A 16,982-nucleotide genomic window follows, 5' to 3' on the forward strand; every position below is an offset into this window, starting at 1 on the left:
AGCCTAACCGCAAGCAGTCAGCGGTTAGGCTCAGGTTATTTTTATTTCTGGTAATTGGTTGAAAGAGGAAAAAAAAGAAAATGGGTGAGAAAAAATGTTAGGAAAATTATTAACCCCGAATAAAGAAATTCCAAAGTCCCTTTATTCATCAGTCGGCATTATTATTTTTCTTATTGTATTAGGGATATGGGCAGGAATTACTTATACGGGGCTCGTTAACCCGTTGTTTTTGCCAACACCTACGGCGGTATTAACAACAGGAATAGATTTATTTGCCAATGGAAATCTTCTATCAGATATAGGCATTAGTTTTTCAAGGGTATTAGTCGGTTTCTTAGTGGCAGCCTTAATCGGTGTACCACTTGGGATATTGATGGGTTCTCTAAGAATTATGCAAGGCGCATTTGAGCCGCTGATTGGTTTTATTCGTTATATGCCAGCTTCAGCATTTATTCCATTATTGATCTTATGGATTGGTCTTGGTGAAACGCAAAAAATGAGTGTCATATTTTTAGGGACATTCTTTCAATTAACGTTAATGATTATGGATGTTACAAAGAATGTGCATAATGATTTGATTGATGTTTCTTATACATTGGGTGCATCGAAGCTACAAGTGTTTACAAGAGTGATACTCCCGGCAACCATGCCAGGGATTGTTGATACATTAAGAATTACATTTGGATGGGCATGGACTTATTTAGTCGTTGCAGAGATTGTAGGGGCTTCGAGTGGAATTGGCTATATGATTATGCAGGCATCAAGATTCCTACAACCTGATAAAATTATTGTTGGGATTCTGATTATTGGGTTATTAGGGTTATTGACTGACCTCATCTTTAAATGGATTTACCGTAAATCTTTTTCATGGATGAGAAAGGAAGGATTGTAATATGACAACACCGAAGCTAGAAATTAAAGATGTGGATAAAGTTTTCAAAACCAAAAGTGGTGACACAACGGCGCTACAAAAAACATCCTTCACTATTGATGATGGTGAGTTTGTTACTATACTTGGTCCCTCAGGATGCGGTAAATCGACCGTATTAAGAATTGTTGCTGGTTTGGAAGAAGCGACAACCGGTGAGGTATTATTAGATGGGCAACCTATTGATGGTCCTGGCCCAGATAGAGGTATGGTATTCCAATCGTATACTCTATACCCTTGGTTGACGGTAAAAGAAAATATCTCCTTTGGCTTAAAGTTGAAGGGAGCGAGACAAAAGGAACGAGATGATCTCGCTCGTCATTATCTTCAATTAATAGGATTAGAAGGATTTGAGAATCATTACCCTGTTCAACTCTCTGGAGGGATGAAACAGCGTGTAGCTATTGCTCGTGCATTAGCGAATGATCCGAAGGTATTATTGATGGATGAACCTTTTGGTGCCCTTGATGCGCAAACAAGAAATATTATGCAAGAGGTTTTATTAAAGGCATGGGAAAAGTCGAAGAAAACCATCCTCTTTATTACTCATGATGTAGATGAATCTATTTTTCTAGCTGATTCTGTGTATGTCATGACTGCTAGACCAGGAAGACTGAAGAAAAAGGTGCCGATTGATATCGCTAGACCAAGAGATTTTAGTGTGAAAGCAACAAATCAATTCGCACAATACAAAGAGGAACTGTTATCATTAATACGAGAAGAAAGCTTGAAATCTATTTGATATTATAAATGATACAGAAAGGTGCTTGGTACAATTGAAGAGAGAAGCCTATTACCCTGAGGTCGTTAAACAGGCCCTAACCAATATCCCTCCAGGGTCATGGATGTCAGCAGTGCCGGAAGGATGTATTCGCCTAAACTCAGGCTATCCGGCATCTAACCTTGTTCCGTCAGCTGAACTAAAGGAAGCTACAGACCGGCTATTGACAGAAGAACAAGATTTGCCGCTTCACTATATTGGTAGTCCAAGAATTGATCAATTAAAAACACATTTAATCAAACGCATGGGCGAGCGTAAGATGGAAGTGAAAGAGGATGAAGTGCTTGTGACTTCAGGTGCTTGTCAGGCGATTGATCTCATTGCCCGTATTTTATTAGATAAGGATGCCTTCATTATTGTTGAGTCACCGACTTATATGGAAGCACTGGAAATTTTCCAAAATTACACAAAAAACCTTATCACAATTCCAATTGATGCAGATGGATTGGATACGAAGCGATTGGAAGAAATATTAATCGAACGGACGAAGAAAGAAGAACCTATTCCAAAACTTCTATATACGATCCCAACCTTTCAAAATCCTACAGGCACAACACTATCTTTCGCCAGACGGGAGAAATTAATTAAACTAGCAAAAGAATATGATTTTCTCATTCTTGAAGATGATGCCTACGGGGAGCTTGCGTTTGGAGAGAGTCCGACAACATTAAAATCATTAGATGAAGAGGATCGTGTTTTTTATGTCGGATCGCTATCGAAAGTAGTGGCTCCAGGTATGCGTGTCGGCTGGATTGCTGCTCATAGTGAGTGGATAGAAACACTTTTCTGGTTTAAGAAAGATTTAGAGCACCCATTTGCGCAATCGGTGATGTCTGCTTATTTAGAAAAAGTAAATCTGGCTCATCGTTCTGTCTTACTAACAGAAAAATATGAAGAAAAAGCAGTCATTTTATATGAATCATTGATTCATTTCATGCCTGAGGGTGTGAAGTGGTATCGCCCTGAAGGTGGCTACTTTATGTGGATTAAAGTGCCTTGCGTCAATACAACGTCAATGCTTGCGAAAGCGAAACAAGCTGGCGTAGCTTACGTACCAGGCCAATACTTCTTCTACAATCAAGACGAAGGTAAGAACTTTTTACGTCTTTCATTTAGTTATGCGAGTAAAGAGGAAATAAAAAAGGGAATCGAAATTCTAAGCCAAGTAGTGGCAGAAGAGATGAATAAATAAAGATAGGAGCGTGCACAATCCTGAGGTGCACGCTCTTTTTAGGTTGATTATTTTCATAAAGTAAGCCACTCTTTCAACTGTAAAGGAGAATCCGAGCGGATCGCTACTCTTTTATAGACTTTCTTATATCCTAAAAAATAAGTTACATGAACAGGTTCCTTTAGTTCTAGAATGATATCCGGGTACACTTTTTCTAAATCTTTAATTATGAAATCAGCGGTATCCTTTGATAATTTCCCTTGAAGTACTGATTTTTCCTCAATCAGAGTTTTAATATTTTCAATTGGAATAACCACTCGTTTCACTAATCCGAGTGATAGGTATAGAGTGCCGTTCTGATAATGAATAGGGTTTAATTTCATTGCTTGTATATCACCAATGAAAAAAATAACAGCATAGACATTGCCGATAAAAAGAATAATTGATAAAACGATAGAATATTGATGGATGAACCAATGAATTGCAATGGTTTCAATGAGGATGGCATGGATAAGCATAATTTGAAAAGCAATATAACTGGAGTTTTTATAAAGTGTTATTCCCTCTCGCGGTGTTTTTTTCCAACTAGCAAAAGCATAATAGAACATTAAACCTTCGGAACAAATGATACGAATAATCTGATACTTTTTTGCGAAGTGATCAACAGCATTTGAATACGAGAACACCGTTGGTAATGAGCTTTGTTTTACTTCCTTAATAATTTTTGGCATATACTTTATGAAGGTTACAATTAGTAAAAGCTCTAAAGAAATAAACATAACCTCGATTAAAATAACACCCCATACAAAAGAGGAATAAGGCGCTAGCAATTCCGTTGGGATAATCAATCTTGCCAAAAGGCAGCCACTCGCACAAAGTAACAATGCAGATTTTAAAGAAAACTTTTGTTTATATAACATGAAAAATAATGGCATCAAGATCATGAAGTCAATCAATGAACCTAAAACAACGTCTTGCGCATTTGCCGGTAGAATCCATCCACTAACTGAAGTCTGATAAAGAATGGTATTAGAAAAAAGAGCCGCTAATAATAAGAAAAGCCATACATATTTCCCTTTGCTCATAATCTTCATGTCAAATTACTCCCCTTTAGTTAAATGGTACCATATGATAAGCATATTATTCCAAATAAAAGAAAAAAAGTAAACTGATAACAGTAGTGCTAATCTGAAAGGAAAGTAAAAGAAAACGGAGAAGTAAAATAAAGGGACTAGCCCACTTTGTAATTCAAAAAGCTTGATCAGCAGCCGTTGCGTTTCCCGTTTTGTAGAAGAACTTCTATAAAAGACTGTCTAATAGTTCCCTATGATTCTGAATCCGCCCCTATCCTTTTTCTTGTAACGTTAACAATGATAAGAAACAAGTAATCCATCGAAAATAAATAATTATTTAGCAATCCCCATCAAAAAAAGCTCAACCAATTATCGTAAAATAAAGGTGAGGTGAGTGAGAGTGCAGTATAGTGAAACGACGCAAAAAACAATTTATTTTATTGAAACGCATTTACTAGAAAAGATTCAACTCGATGATTTAACAAGGAATGTAGGGTATTCCAAATTTCATCTCTTAAGGGTATTCAAACAAGAAACGGGTCGGACAATTGGTGAATATATTCGTTTTCGGAGACTTGCTTTAGCAGTGTCTTTATTAATAGAAAGTGATGAATCTATTCTTTCGATTGCTTTTTTGCTTCATTTTCAATCTCAAGAGGCGTTTACGAGAGCCTTTAAAGAAATTTATTCTCTACCACCGGGCAAGTATCGTAAGTTATTTAGTCTTATCCATTTAAAGGAGGAGAACAATAAGATGACGAAAGAAACAATTATTCATGGCTGGATATTAAGTGGAAACGCCCCAGAACATTATCAAATGACATTGGATCAACAAACTTTCCATACTGGGCATCAATCTGCTTTACTTAAAAATATTAGTGATGTGAATAGCCAGCAATTCGCTACTATTATGCAACAGTTCAAAGCGGAGAAATATAAAGGGAAAAGAATGAAACTAACATGTTATATAAAGACGGAAGATGTAGAAAAGTGTGGGGCTTGGATGAGAGTAGATGACAACAATGGTGATATGCTACAGTTCGATAATATGGATAATCGGCCTATTGCGGGTACAAATGGCTGGAATCATTATACCATTGTATTAGATGTGCCTGAAGAGAGTATGTCCATTCATTTCGGGGTGTTACTCATTGGAAAAGGGAAGGTCTGGATGGATGGGTTTCAATTAGTAGAGGTCAGTGAACATGTGCCAACAACAAACCTTTCTTTTCAAGAGAGTCTACCAAAAGAACCGCAAAATCTTGATTTTAGTGAATAGATGTTAGAGGGAAAGGCTAACGCTTTTCCTATTTTCTTGTGAACTTCATCTCCTGTTTATGCCATAATAAAAGTGAGTAGTATAGGGTGAGAGGTGAAACGATGAAAAAACAACAATGTCCAGTTTGTGGTGAGCAAACCAACTGCGGGCTTGAAGAGAACAAGCTCAAGGATTGTTGGTGCTTTCATATTGGTGATGTCCCCCAAACGCTCTTAGATTTAATTCCTCAGGAGAATAGGGGAAAAAGTTGTGTTTGTGAGAGATGTATAAGAAAATATAAAAAGTGAGATGTATATATTTTACATTCAAGAGGGGTTTGCTCGTTTGATGGCGAATAGAATATTGAGAAATATTAGGAGGTGTTGTGTGTGCAAAAAGTCCGAACAGAAATGTTTGAGTGGATCAAAGCATTGATTATTGCACTAATTATTTCTTTTCTTATCCGTATTTTCATCTTTTCTCCTGTCGTTGTAGATGGGGCTTCAATGGAACCGACATTACATGACCAAAGCCGGGTTGTTATGAGTAAATTAGGTGAACCTGACCGCTTTGATATTGTGGTGTTTGATAGTGATGGAGAGCGTGATTTAATTAAAAGAGTGATTGGCTTGCCAGGAGATGAAATTACCTATAAAAATGATCACTTATACATAAATGGCAAGGAATACGATGAACCTTATTTAGATGAGTTAAAAGAAGCGCTAGAAAGAGGCATGTTGACAGATGATTTTGAGCTCAAAGATACAAAAGTAAGCCAAACGGTTGTTCCTGAGGGGCATTATTTTGTATTAGGTGATAACCGTAAACGAAGTCTTGATAGTAGGGTCATAGGGGTCATCTCTGAAGAAAGAATCCTTGGGAAAGCCAAAGCGGTTATTTGGCCGATGGATCATATGGAAGTCGTTAAATAAGGGAAAAAAACCTAGTTTATTGATTTGCTAGGTTTTTTCGTGAAAAGATTTTTATTGTTAACGTCTTGTTAATGAAAAATGTTAAATGATTACATATCAAAATGAATAGAGATCGAAAGAACAGTGAAAAGGATAGTTTCGGCGATAGAAGTGGCTAGGTTGGCAAATGTTTCGCCATCACCTGAAGTAATTACTAAAGTTGCTAGATGTTTTGCAACAAAAAAGTCTATTCACTAGTTCACTACAAATAAAATAACAACCTATCTTCGTTTAGAAAGGTTGTTATTAAAGTTATTTAACGAATCAAAATATGTTTAGTTTTCTTTCGTAATGTTACTTGTTATGGAATAAAAACAAGTGTCAGTCAGCTTGCTACCATCTGCGGATAGATCATCATTTCTTAAAGTGCCTTCTAATTCAAACCCAAGTTTTTCTGGGATAGCACGACTCTTAAGGTTTGTTGATTCACATCTTATTTCAATTCTCCTAAATTTGATATGATGTAACCCAAAGTTTGCTAATCTCTTTACTGCTTCCGTCATATATCCATTACCGCTAAATTTTGTATTTATCCAGTACCCAATTTCACATTTAGGAATGTCCCAGTCAACCCCCTGAAGGCTTGTTGTTCCAATAAAGTCATTGTTTTCTTTATCAAAAATAAGAAAACGAAAACTGTCTCTCTTTAAAAAATTTATATGAGCATTTCTTATATTTATTTCTGTTTCTTCGACAGTTGGCAGTTCTTGAGCAAATGGCAACCACTCTTTTAATTCATCAAATGAGTCTCTAATAGCTTGGTTTACAATTTTCCCGTCTCCTGTTTGAAGTGGTGCTCGAAGAATTAGTCTGTCTGTTTCTAATTGTAAAGGAATATCTAACAACAAAGGATTCACTTGATTTCCCCTCTCTGTATGTAAAAACTCTTACCTTTAAGAAATAATTCTTGAGGAGTGATCATATTCCCTTTCTCTTTGTTCTATTTAACCTTATTTTTCTAACAATAAAGCGATAGTTTCACTTCCTCCGTTGCCAGTTTGACCAGAAACATCATCGTAAATTTCCTTTACAGTAAACCCTACAGCAGTTACCTCTTTGATTAATAATTCTTTTGTGAAGTATTGATGCCAGATGTTGTAAGTTTCCATTTTTTCTTTGGTAACCACAGTTGTTTGCTCTAATGTTACTCTATCAGGATATTTAAGATTTCTACCAATAGCGACATAGGAATCCTTTGACCAGAAACCACCATTTTCATTTAAACTCCAATATTGTTCTTCCTTAAACTGATCAAATTTATTTTGTGAGAAAACATCTAATAACAACTGTCCACCATTCTTCAAACTGTTCCAAATGTTGAAAAGTAATTTACTGCGATCAACAGGTGCAAGAGCTCCATAATCACAATATATCAATAGGGCAAGGTCGTAGTTATTTGAATCATTTAATTCCATATAATTCTCATAGCGATAGTCAATATCAAAATTGAGCTTTTTTGCTTGTTCTTTAGCATAACGAATGGAGTTTTCAGAGAAGTCTATCCCTGTTACCGTATAACTTTTTTTGGCTAATCTTTCACAATAAAGACCTGGACCGCAACCTAAATCTAGTACCTTTTGATAAGAATTTTGGGGAGCAATTTGTTGAATGAAATCAATAGACTTATCAATAAACGAAAAACTCCTACTAGCTCCTTCATTATCAGAGTTTAAATGGGCCTTTAATAATTGTTTGGCAATATAAGGATCTTGCCAAAAAGCATTATCTGCTTGTTCAAATCGTGATGGTACGCGCAACTGGTTTAAAAAGTTATTCATATAAACTTCCTCCTAAAAATTTTTAAAACACAAAAAACCGCAGAGTTTTACTCTGCGGTTAAAAAGAGAAAAAGTCCGTAGAGTAAAAAATCAAATGGGCATACCAAATAAACACATAAAATGCTTATTTAAGTTTGCGTCAAATTGATCTTTTTACTCTTTTCCAGTCATAACAAAGTCCTCGTAAATCCAACTTCTGCTATGCCGAACTTCTTCACCTATCCTTTTAGTGTTTTTATAAATATAACAGACAATAACTATGAGGTCTACTATAAGTTTGATCTTTTTACTTTCCATTTCAAACAATGAAAACCATTCTTTATTATGTGGGAAAAACTCAACTTATCGCATCAAATCACTTCAAATTCACTCGATACTATTAAATGTTTACCATAAACAATTTTAGTCTTTTTCAATTAACTTGCCTCTTTTGTCCCATAAAAAAAGAGCTTACTTAGTTTAAGAAAGCCCCGTTAGCTATATAAGAGAACGATTTTAATACGCAATGATATCTAGCCATTGGCCATCAGGCCCTATTGTTATATGAGGAACTTTGTTTGTTTCAAATATTTTATATATATCAATATTTTTCTTGTTAATATTATTTAAATGTTGAGATACATCTAACTCCGAAAAAATTAAAAATTCCATTGTTGTAGACCTTGAATAAAACTCATAAGTATATTGTTTTTTTCTGTCCTTCACAAATCCTAAAAACCCCATAGTTCTTGGAAAACTTCGCATGAGAGGAATTTTAACCTTTTTTATTAGAATGAAATCATCTGACAGTTGATTTAACAAATCTTCTTCCCAATCAGGAATCATTGCATATATATATAACAGTCTTGCTTATAAACGCTATTGATTATATCAATAAATTTCTCTTCATCTATTTCATCGTCAAGCAATATTCTAACTACCTTTGGAAGGACACCCATCCCAATCACCTCTTTGAATATTATACATATAGATTGGTGAGTTTTCTTCCCTATCTTCTACAAACCTGCACCTTTCGTTTTAATAGTTACTTTTAAACTAATATTTTTTTAAAGGACTATTTAACCCCCATTTTACCCATTAGCTAAAAGCGAAGGGATACTCCGTTTTATTTGCCTATACAAATGACTCATATATTTTATTTTCCAGTGCATGCTCGTCTTTTAGAGCTAAAGGAATAATTTAATTGGAAAAAGAATATGCGTATCTTTGTTCTTTTTTGTTTGAAGAGTAGCGAGGAAGTAGACAGCTAAAATGGAGAAAACAACGATGTAAACAACCGATGATATTCCCTGTTCTCACCACTGCCTTTACCGTCCATCCATAAAGTTTAATTCTATTTTACATTGTTATACGAGAATCTAATATTTCCTTCATATTCCAAAAGTATGATGAATATATAACAAGTGGATAGACTTGCCTTCTTTCAAAAAGCCGTATATTCGACGAGTAAAGGGTTTTTACTTCATCGGTATATGGCTTTCTTTAGGGGGCGGTAAAAGGGGTGAGAGAATATGCGTGCTTTGGAGTTAAAACAGATGAGAAAGTCTTACCAAGCGGATATAGAAGTGTTAAAAGGAATTGATATTGTAATTGAGCCTGGGGAATTTTTTGTGCTAGTCGGGCCATCTGGTTGTGGAAAAAGTACGTTGTTAAGGATGATTGCTGGATTAGAGGAAATTAGTAGTGGCGAGCTTTATATTGGCGGGGCTTATGCAAATAAGTTAAAGCCAAGTCAGAGAGAATTATCGATGGTGTTTCAAAATTATGCTTTGTTTCCTCATATGACAGTTGAACAAAACATTGCCTTTGGCCTACATGTGAAAAAACTGACGAAAGTTGAACAATCGCAGAGGTGTCAAGAAGCGGCAGAAATGCTTGGACTCACACCATATTTAAAAAGGAAACCAAGAGAATTATCGGGGGGGCAAAGGCAGCGTGTAGCACTCGCTAGAGCAATCGTCACACAAGATCCTATCTGTTTAATGGATGAACCACTCTCAAATCTTGATGCAAAATTGAGAACAAAAATGCGTTCAGAGATAAGGCAGTTACAAAGAAAATTGGGTATTACGATGATTTATGTCACACATGATCAAACAGAGGCGATGACGATGGCTGATCGCATGATGATTTTAAATCAAGGGGAAGTGCAACAAGTTGGGAAGCCGCTTGATATATATAATCATCCGGCGAATACGTTTGTGGCATCGTTTATTGGCGCACCGCCGATGAATATGGTTAATGGATATATTCAAAATGGAAATGTTCATCTTCCATGCGATACAACGCTCCCGAAAATTCATCAAGATTTAGCTGGTGAATTCACGATTGGAATTAGACCTGAACATCTAGTAAGAGCAACGAATACGGATGAAGCCACATTGCAAGCTACCGTTACGAATGTAGAAATGCTTGGGACAGAAACACTAATTAATTTTCAGTTAACGGATAAATTGCAGTGGACAGCAAGGTGGCAAGGTCAGCATGCGATTCCTTTAGGAGAGAAGGTTTCTTTTGCTATCAAAATAGAGGACTTAGTTTTTTTTGATGATCAAACGAAACAGAATACTTTTCTTGAAGGTGTGGAGGTGATTTAGTTTTATGCCATCACTTAATATGAACGTTGACCCAAAGCGGCCATCTCTAAGAAAAAATCGATTTTCCCTTGCATCTTTAGAGGGCTGGTTATATGTACTACCATCTTTTATTTTATTTATTATTTTTCTATTTTATCCGATGGTTAGGACGGTATATTTGAGCTTTTTCTATACTGATACACAAGGAAAACCGTTGTCTTTTGCGGGTTGGGAAAACTTTACCACATTGCTTTCTTCAACTAGTTTTTTAACAAGTGCTAAGGCCACTTTCTTATTTGTTTTATACACGGTACCAGTTGGCGTGATTCTCGCTCTTGCTTTGGCGTTACTAGCTAATCAGAAATTGAAAGGCATTGGTTTCTTTAGAACCATCTTTTCCTCAACGATGGGCATGAGTGTAGCTGCCTCATCAGTCATATGGATGTTTATTTATAACCCATCGATTGGTATAGCAAACAAAATACTAAACTTTTTTGGTTTTGCTGATATGCATTTCTTATTAGATCCGAATACTGCTTTGCTCTCAGTCGCAATCGCGACGATTTGGATGAATACAGGGTTTACGTTCCTCATTTTGCTAGGGGGGTTACAAAATATCGATTCCCAATTATATGAAAGCGCAAGAATTGCTGGGGTAAGTTCTTCTTATTCCTTTAGAAAAATCACACTCCCAATGCTATCACCAACACTTTTCTTTGTTCTTACAGTGACGATGATTAATTCATTTCAGTCATTTGGGCAAATCGATATTTTGACAAAGGGAGGACCAATCGATTCGACCAATGTGATTGTGTATTCCATTTATAAAGATGCCTTCATTAACTATAATATTGGCTCTGCCAGCGCACAGGCGGTTCTTCTCTTTCTATGTGTCTTCATCTTGACAGTGATCCAGTTCAAGCTCGGTGAGAGGAAGGTGCATTATCAATGACAATCGGGAAGAAGATCTTATTATATTTAGTCCTTATTCTCTCAGGTTTTATCATGTTTTTCCCCATTGTTTACGCTTTTATGATTAGTTTTATGCAAGGGGGAGAAGTTCTGCAAGGAAAGCTCATACCAGAAAACTTCACACTAACCAATTACCTTCATGCTTTCGAAAAGGTTCCATTACTGCGGTATTTGATTAACAGCTTGGTCGTATCCACAGTCATTATGTTGGGTCAATTACTACTCTGCAGTTTAGCGGCCTTCGCTTTTGTTTTTACAAAATTTAAAGGGAAAAACCTTTTGTTTATGCTTTTTATTTCTACGATGATGATTCCTTGGGAAGCGACGATGGTACCAAACTTTCAAACGATACAGTCATTAGGATGGTTAAATAGTTTTCCAGGATTAACGATTCCTTTCTTCGCTATGGCCTTTGGGACTTTTCTGCTTAGACAACAGTTTAAGACGATTCCAATTGAATTATATGAAGCTTCCCAGGTTTCGGGGGTGAGTCGCTTTAAGTTCTTCTTAACGGTTGTCTTGCCGATTTCGAAAACAAGTTTAATTACGCTTGGAATCTATTGCTTCTTGACGGCTTGGAATATGTACTTATGGCCATTGCTTGTCACGAATGATGAAAAGGTAAGGACCGTCCAAATTGGCTTAAAGCAGATGCAGACACAAGAAATTGCGTCTGAATGGGGGGTGGTAATGGCAGGGGTGATGCTCGTCATTTTGCCAACTTTACTATTAATCTTTGTTGGTCAAAAACGTTTACAGGAAGGGTTAACTAGAGGAGCAATAAAGTAGAAGTGGGGAGAGGATGAAAAGAATGAAGAAGCTTTGGGTGGTCAGTATCTTATGTATGCTCATATTCATGACGGCATGTTCAAATGATTCAGCAACTACAGAGGAAGCTAGTGGAGATGGAAAAACAGAAGTGATATTTTGGCATTCGATGAGTGGCGAGCTTGAGCGTGTTGTGCAAGAAGTAGCTGATGGTTTCAATGCGGAACAAGATGAGATTACAGTGACACCAGTTTTTCAAGGGACATATGAAGAAGCGATTACGAAGTTTAATACGGTAGCTGGAACAGAAGATGCACCAGCAATCATGCAAACTTTTGAAGTCGGGACGAAATATATGATTGATTCAGGGAAAATACAACCAGTGCAGAAATTTATTGATGATGAAGGATATGATATGAATCAATGGGAGAAGAATATCACTAATTATTATGCTGTAGATGACACGCAATATTCCATGCCATTTAACTCATCCACTCCGGTACTTATTTATAATAAAGACGCTTTTAAAGAAGCTGGATTAGATCCAGAGAAAGCGCCTGAGACGTATAGTGAATTAAAAGAGGCGGCTAAGAAATTAACGAACGATGACCAGGTGGGCTTTTCAATTTTAAATTACGGCTGGTTTATTGAGGAATTAATCGCGGTCCAAGGTGGATTATTTGTTGATAATGATAACGGACGCACTGGTAATGCGGAAAAGGCAGTATTTAACGGTGAAGAAGGACTAAAAGTCTTTGAATTAATTAGTGAGATGCATAAAGAAGGTACCTTCTATAATACTGGACAAAATTGGGATGATATCCGGGCTGCTTTCCAATCTGGCAAAATTGCTATGTATCTAGATTCATCAGCAGGTATTAGAGCTACAGTTGATAATGCACCGTTTGAGGTTGGCGCAGGATATTTACCTGTACCGGATGGAGTAGACAGACAAGGGGTAATTATTGGCGGCGCTTCTTTATGGATGGCGAAAGATATTGATGAGGAAAAACAGCGTGCTGCATGGGAGTTCATGAAGTATGTGACTACACCTGAAGTACAGGCACAATGGCATTTAAAGTCAGGTTATTTTTCTATTAACCCAGCAGCCTACGACTTACCGCTTGTACAAGAAGAGTGGGAGAAGTATCCACAGCTAAAAGTAACAGTTGATCAGTTGAAAAATACAATTCCATCTGAGGCGACTCAAGGGGCATTAATTTCAGTCTTCCCAGAAGCACGGCAAAAAGTTGTGAGCGCAATGGGAAGCCTCTATCAAGGTGTTGAACCGAAAGAAGCATTGGATCGTGCAGCAGCAGAAATAGATCAGTCATTAGAGGCAGCGAACAGAAAAAATGGGAGTCAGTGAGAGGGTGGAGGAAGTTTCTATTTATGCTCATCGTGGAATGAGTGGTACCTTTCCTGAAAATACAATGACTGCATTCCAAGCAGCCTTAGATGCTGGAGTTGAGGGAATCGAATTAGATGTGCAAATGAGTAAGGACGGCCACCTGGTCATTATTCACGATGAACAAATTAATCGTACTACGAATGGCAAGGGTTATGTTAAAGATTTAACTTTAGACGAACTCCTTGGCTTAGATGCAGGAGGATGGTTTTCTTCTAATTTTATCGGCGAGGGTTTACCATCACTTCAACTAGTATTAGAGTGGCTTTTAGAGGAGGGCAATGACCTTACATTAAATATAGAATTAAAGAACGATATCATTGCTTATGAGGGGATGGAAAGAAAAGTTTTAGATTTGATTGATCGGTACCAATTACAAGACCGAGTAATTATTTCTTCATTTAATGCACCTAGTTTAAAGAAAGTAAAAGCGATAAATCCGAATATCTCGGTTGGTTATTTAATTGCTGGTGTGAAACAGGATGCTATTAAAGTAGCAAGGGATATAGGTGCCGATGCCATTCATTGTCAACCAAGTTTCGCTCTTTCTACTTATGGAAGAGATGCGATAGAAAAAGGATTTCCTCTTCGTGTCTATACGGTAAACGAAAGAGCAGTAAAGGAACAATTAGTTGAAACAGGTGTCGAGGTCATTATGACAGACGTACCGGAACAACTTAAATAAAAAGTAAAGCAGGTGTAGTGTGATTGTATGCTCCCCTTTAGTAGTCAAATTTTTCAAGAAATCTGACTGTTAAAGGGGAATTTTTCGTGTCTAAAAGAACTATTACTCAGGAGTTTAAAATTGAAGTTTTACAAGCATAAATAAGGAAGCTTTAGTTAGTGTGATAATATAGGATTTAGGTGTAAATAGCAAACTGTTATTAAAGAGGAGGGCTGAAATTTGTCTGCGATATGGGATAGCGATGTTGAAGTTACTATAGACGAAGCACAACAAATAATTAGGGAACAGTTTCCGATACTTGAACCTGTCTCTATTAAAGAGAGCGGTGAAGGATGGGATAATAAAGTCTTCGTTGTAAATGAATCGGTCATTTTTAGATTCCCACGAAGAAAAATTGCTGTACCCTTAATAGAAAGAGAAAATAGATGGTTACCACAATTAAAGCAACACTTACACAGTAATATTCAAATTTCTACACCTATATATATTGGTCAACCAAGTAGTAAGTTTCCATACCCATTCACAGGTTATCCGTTGATTAAGGGTGTTTCTACCAATGAACGAGAGATAAGCGTGAAAGATCGTGGCGCTATCGTTGAGGACATTGCCTTATTTTTAAAAGCCCTTCATCAAATACCAAGTAGTCATTTTCTTGGAATCATAGGGGATGAAATTGGCAGGCTAGACGTTCATGCAAAAAAACTAGAAGTTATTCAACGATTAGAATGGATGGAGGCAAATGAAGTTATTGACTCCCGAAAACCTTTTTTAGCCATTATTCAACTAGCAATAAATACGAGTGTAACGGCAAGGAATACATTGGTTCATGGGGATTTTTATTTCCGCAACTTTCTGATTTGTAATAATTTAAGACTTGCAGGTGTAATTGATTTTGGGGATATGCATCTTGGCCATCGAGCGGTTGATTTAGCTGTTGCTTATACGTTCGTTCCATCATATATGAGGGAAAGCTTTTTTTCTATTTATGGTGAAATTGATAAAGAAACGGAATCGTTAGCTATGTTCAGAGGGCTGCATGTGATGTGCTATTTACTTTTTTATGGGATGGATAAACAGGATGAAGGCATTATAAGAGAAGCGAAAGTAGGGTTAGCGAATCTCATTTCCAATCATTAATAGCTAGCTTAAAGGTTGAAAATACGCTAAAATACAAGGGTTATCAATTTAGTTAGAACATTTGAATGCTACCATTAGTAACTCGCCAATGGGTGAGTTTTCTTTTTGTGTCATGAAATAAGAGAGGAAGGAGTTTTTTATAATGAAGAAGTTATTTTCGACCTATCGTACGACTATTTTGTTATTAGCTGCTATTCTTATTGGCGGTATAGCAGGGGTAGTGTTTGGGCCTGCGACATCAGTTGTGAAACCTTTTGGAGATTTATTTTTAAATTTAATGTTTATGATTATTGTTCCACTCGTCTTTTTTAGTATAGCATCGGCTATTGCGAATATTAGTGGGATGAAACGTTTAGGTAAAATTATGGGAAGTACATTCCTCGTTTTCTTTTTAACAGCAGTCGTTTCTGCTGTATTAGGATTCGCAGGTACCTCTCTATTCGATCCATTAAAAGATACGGATACTTCAAGTATTATTGCTATGATGGATGAGGCGGAAGTGGCAGAAGAGGAACCTGAGAATATTTCGTTACTTGCAAAACTAGTTGAGACGGTGACTGTTAATGATTTTCATCTTTTATTCTCTAAGAGCAATATGTTACAGCTTATTGTTTTCGCAATATTATTTGGCTTGGCTACCGCACTAGTAGGTGAGAAAGGCAGACCAATGGCTACCTTCTTACAATCAGGCACAGATATTATGATGAAAATTGTAAAGATTGTTATGTATTATGCGCCGATTGGTCTAGGGTGTTATTTTGCAACGATCATTGGTGAATTAGGACCGCAGATTTTAGGTGGGTATGTTCGTGCTTTTGTTTTATATCTAGGTATAACACTTGTCTATTATTTTGGCTTTTTCACATTGTATGCCTTTATTGCTGGTGGGAAAGAGGGAATCAGTGTATTTTGGAAAAATGCGATTTCACCCTCAGTGACTGCAATTGCAACATGTTCAAGTGCGGCAAGTATTCCAGTTAATCTTGACGCGACGAAGAAAATGGGCGTACCTAAAGATATAGCTGAAACAGTTATCCCATTAGGAGCAAACACCCATAAAGATGGCTCAGTTTTTGGTGGCGTGATTAAGATTGTTTTTATATTTAGCTTGTTTGGGCAAAGTATGACAGATCTGCCAACAATATTAAGTATCATTGCAGTCGCCTTTTTAGTAGGTGCGGTTATGGGAGCGATACCTAGTGGGGGATTAATTGGTGAAATGCTCATCTTGAGTGTATTTGGATTTCCGCCTGAAGTACTGCCGATTATAGCTGTGATCAGTACAATCATTGATGCGCCAGCCACACTTCTGAACTCAACAGGTAATACGGTGTGCGCGATGATGGTTAGTAGATTAGTAGAAGGAAAAGATTGGTTGAAAAAGGCGTTCCATGTAAAAACAGTTTAATTTAAAAAAATTTATAAAAATAGGTTTATAGTTTTAGGTGATTGGGTATAAGAATTCTGGTATCATAT

General features: G+C 36.7%; 17 protein-coding genes. 13 read left to right on the plus strand and 4 right to left on the minus strand.

Features of this window, described 5'->3' with window-relative positions; translation table 11 throughout:
• Positions 1-94 precede the first annotated feature (94 nt).
• Genes MHH73_RS04740 through MHH73_RS04750 form a run of 3 tightly spaced genes read left to right on the plus strand, consistent with a single transcriptional unit; the run spans position 95 to position 2,901 of the window.
• Positions 95-892, plus strand: coding sequence for an ABC transporter permease (locus tag MHH73_RS04740; RefSeq protein WP_191815325.1), 798 nt, complete (start codon positions 95-97; stop codon positions 890-892).
• A gap of 1 nt (position 893) precedes the next feature.
• On the plus strand, positions 894-1,670 hold the full coding sequence (locus MHH73_RS04745) for an ABC transporter ATP-binding protein (RefSeq protein WP_341065118.1): 777 nt from the start codon (positions 894-896) through the stop codon (positions 1,668-1,670).
• Between the two features lie 34 nt (positions 1,671-1,704).
• A complete protein-coding gene (locus MHH73_RS04750; protein ID WP_191815321.1) occupies positions 1,705-2,901 on the plus strand; it encodes an aminotransferase-like domain-containing protein in 1,197 nt (398 codons plus the stop codon).
• 53 nt (positions 2,902-2,954) lie between these two features.
• On the opposite strand, the gene MHH73_RS04755 is transcribed toward MHH73_RS04750, so the two are convergent.
• Positions 2,955-3,974, minus strand: a complete 1,020-nt coding sequence (locus tag MHH73_RS04755; protein WP_341065122.1) for a beta-carotene 15,15'-monooxygenase — start codon at positions 3,972-3,974, stop codon at positions 2,955-2,957.
• Between the two features lie 379 nt (positions 3,975-4,353).
• Here MHH73_RS04755 and MHH73_RS04760 point away from each other — a divergent pair, with 379 nt between their 5' ends.
• The 3 genes from MHH73_RS04760 to lepB all read left to right on the plus strand — a co-directional run bounded on the left by MHH73_RS04760 (position 4,354) and on the right by lepB (position 6,143).
• A complete protein-coding gene (locus tag MHH73_RS04760) occupies positions 4,354-5,232 on the plus strand; it encodes a helix-turn-helix domain-containing protein (RefSeq protein WP_341065125.1) in 879 nt (292 codons plus the stop codon).
• Between the two features lie 101 nt (positions 5,233-5,333).
• Complete coding sequence (locus MHH73_RS04765; RefSeq protein ID WP_341065127.1) at positions 5,334-5,519, plus strand: cysteine-rich CWC family protein; 186 nt, start codon at positions 5,334-5,336, stop codon at positions 5,517-5,519.
• A gap of 81 nt (positions 5,520-5,600) precedes the next feature.
• Positions 5,601-6,143 (plus strand): signal peptidase I, encoded by a 543-nt coding sequence (gene lepB, locus MHH73_RS04770; protein ID WP_318245493.1) that lies wholly within the window; start codon positions 5,601-5,603, stop codon positions 6,141-6,143.
• Positions 6,144-6,457: 314 nt separating this feature from the next.
• Here the strand turns inward: lepB and MHH73_RS04775 are convergent, their stop codons facing one another.
• The 3 genes from MHH73_RS04775 to MHH73_RS04785 form a co-directional block, all read right to left on the minus strand.
• Positions 6,458-7,039, minus strand: coding sequence for a GNAT family N-acetyltransferase (locus MHH73_RS04775; protein ID WP_341065130.1), 582 nt, complete (start codon positions 7,037-7,039; stop codon positions 6,458-6,460).
• A 93-nt stretch (positions 7,040-7,132) separates the two neighbouring features.
• Entirely contained in the window at positions 7,133-7,960 is an 828-nt protein-coding gene (locus MHH73_RS04780; RefSeq protein WP_341065133.1) for a class I SAM-dependent methyltransferase, read from the minus strand.
• Between the two features lie 495 nt (positions 7,961-8,455).
• Positions 8,456-8,761, minus strand: coding sequence for a hypothetical protein (locus MHH73_RS04785; RefSeq protein ID WP_341065135.1), 306 nt, complete (start codon positions 8,759-8,761; stop codon positions 8,456-8,458).
• 710 nt (positions 8,762-9,471) lie between these two features.
• Between MHH73_RS04785 and MHH73_RS04790 the strand changes: the two genes are divergently transcribed.
• From MHH73_RS04790 to MHH73_RS04820, 7 genes are all read left to right on the plus strand, one after another.
• The gene (locus MHH73_RS04790; RefSeq protein WP_341065136.1) at positions 9,472-10,557 is read left to right on the plus strand and encodes an ABC transporter ATP-binding protein; all 1,086 of its coding nucleotides are present in this window, start codon (positions 9,472-9,474) and stop codon (positions 10,555-10,557) included.
• A gap of 19 nt (positions 10,558-10,576) precedes the next feature.
• Positions 10,577-11,488 carry a carbohydrate ABC transporter permease gene (locus tag MHH73_RS04795; protein WP_328199651.1) on the plus strand — a complete coding sequence of 304 codons (912 nt, stop codon included), beginning with the start codon at positions 10,577-10,579 and terminating at the stop codon, positions 11,486-11,488.
• The gene (locus tag MHH73_RS04800; protein ID WP_095370341.1) at positions 11,485-12,297 is read left to right on the plus strand and encodes a carbohydrate ABC transporter permease; all 813 of its coding nucleotides are present in this window, start codon (positions 11,485-11,487) and stop codon (positions 12,295-12,297) included. The genes MHH73_RS04795 and MHH73_RS04800 overlap by 4 nt, the downstream gene beginning before the upstream one ends.
• A gap of 22 nt (positions 12,298-12,319) precedes the next feature.
• Positions 12,320-13,645, plus strand: a complete 1,326-nt coding sequence (locus tag MHH73_RS04805) for an ABC transporter substrate-binding protein (protein ID WP_341065138.1) — start codon at positions 12,320-12,322, stop codon at positions 13,643-13,645.
• Positions 13,646-13,649: 4 nt separating this feature from the next.
• Positions 13,650-14,369, plus strand: coding sequence for a glycerophosphodiester phosphodiesterase (locus tag MHH73_RS04810; RefSeq protein ID WP_233435305.1), 720 nt, complete (start codon positions 13,650-13,652; stop codon positions 14,367-14,369).
• A 219-nt stretch (positions 14,370-14,588) separates the two neighbouring features.
• Positions 14,589-15,506, plus strand: coding sequence for a phosphotransferase (locus tag MHH73_RS04815; RefSeq protein ID WP_095370339.1), 918 nt, complete (start codon positions 14,589-14,591; stop codon positions 15,504-15,506).
• A gap of 142 nt (positions 15,507-15,648) precedes the next feature.
• Entirely contained in the window at positions 15,649-16,914 is a 1,266-nt protein-coding gene (locus MHH73_RS04820; protein WP_095370338.1) for a dicarboxylate/amino acid:cation symporter, read from the plus strand.
• Positions 16,915-16,982: the final 68 nt, after the last annotated feature.

Origin of the sequence: Cytobacillus sp. FSL K6-0265, assembly GCF_038003465.1 — a bacterium.
Taxonomy (GTDB): Bacteria; Bacillota; Bacilli; order Bacillales; family Cytobacillaceae; genus Cytobacillus; species Cytobacillus stercorigallinarum.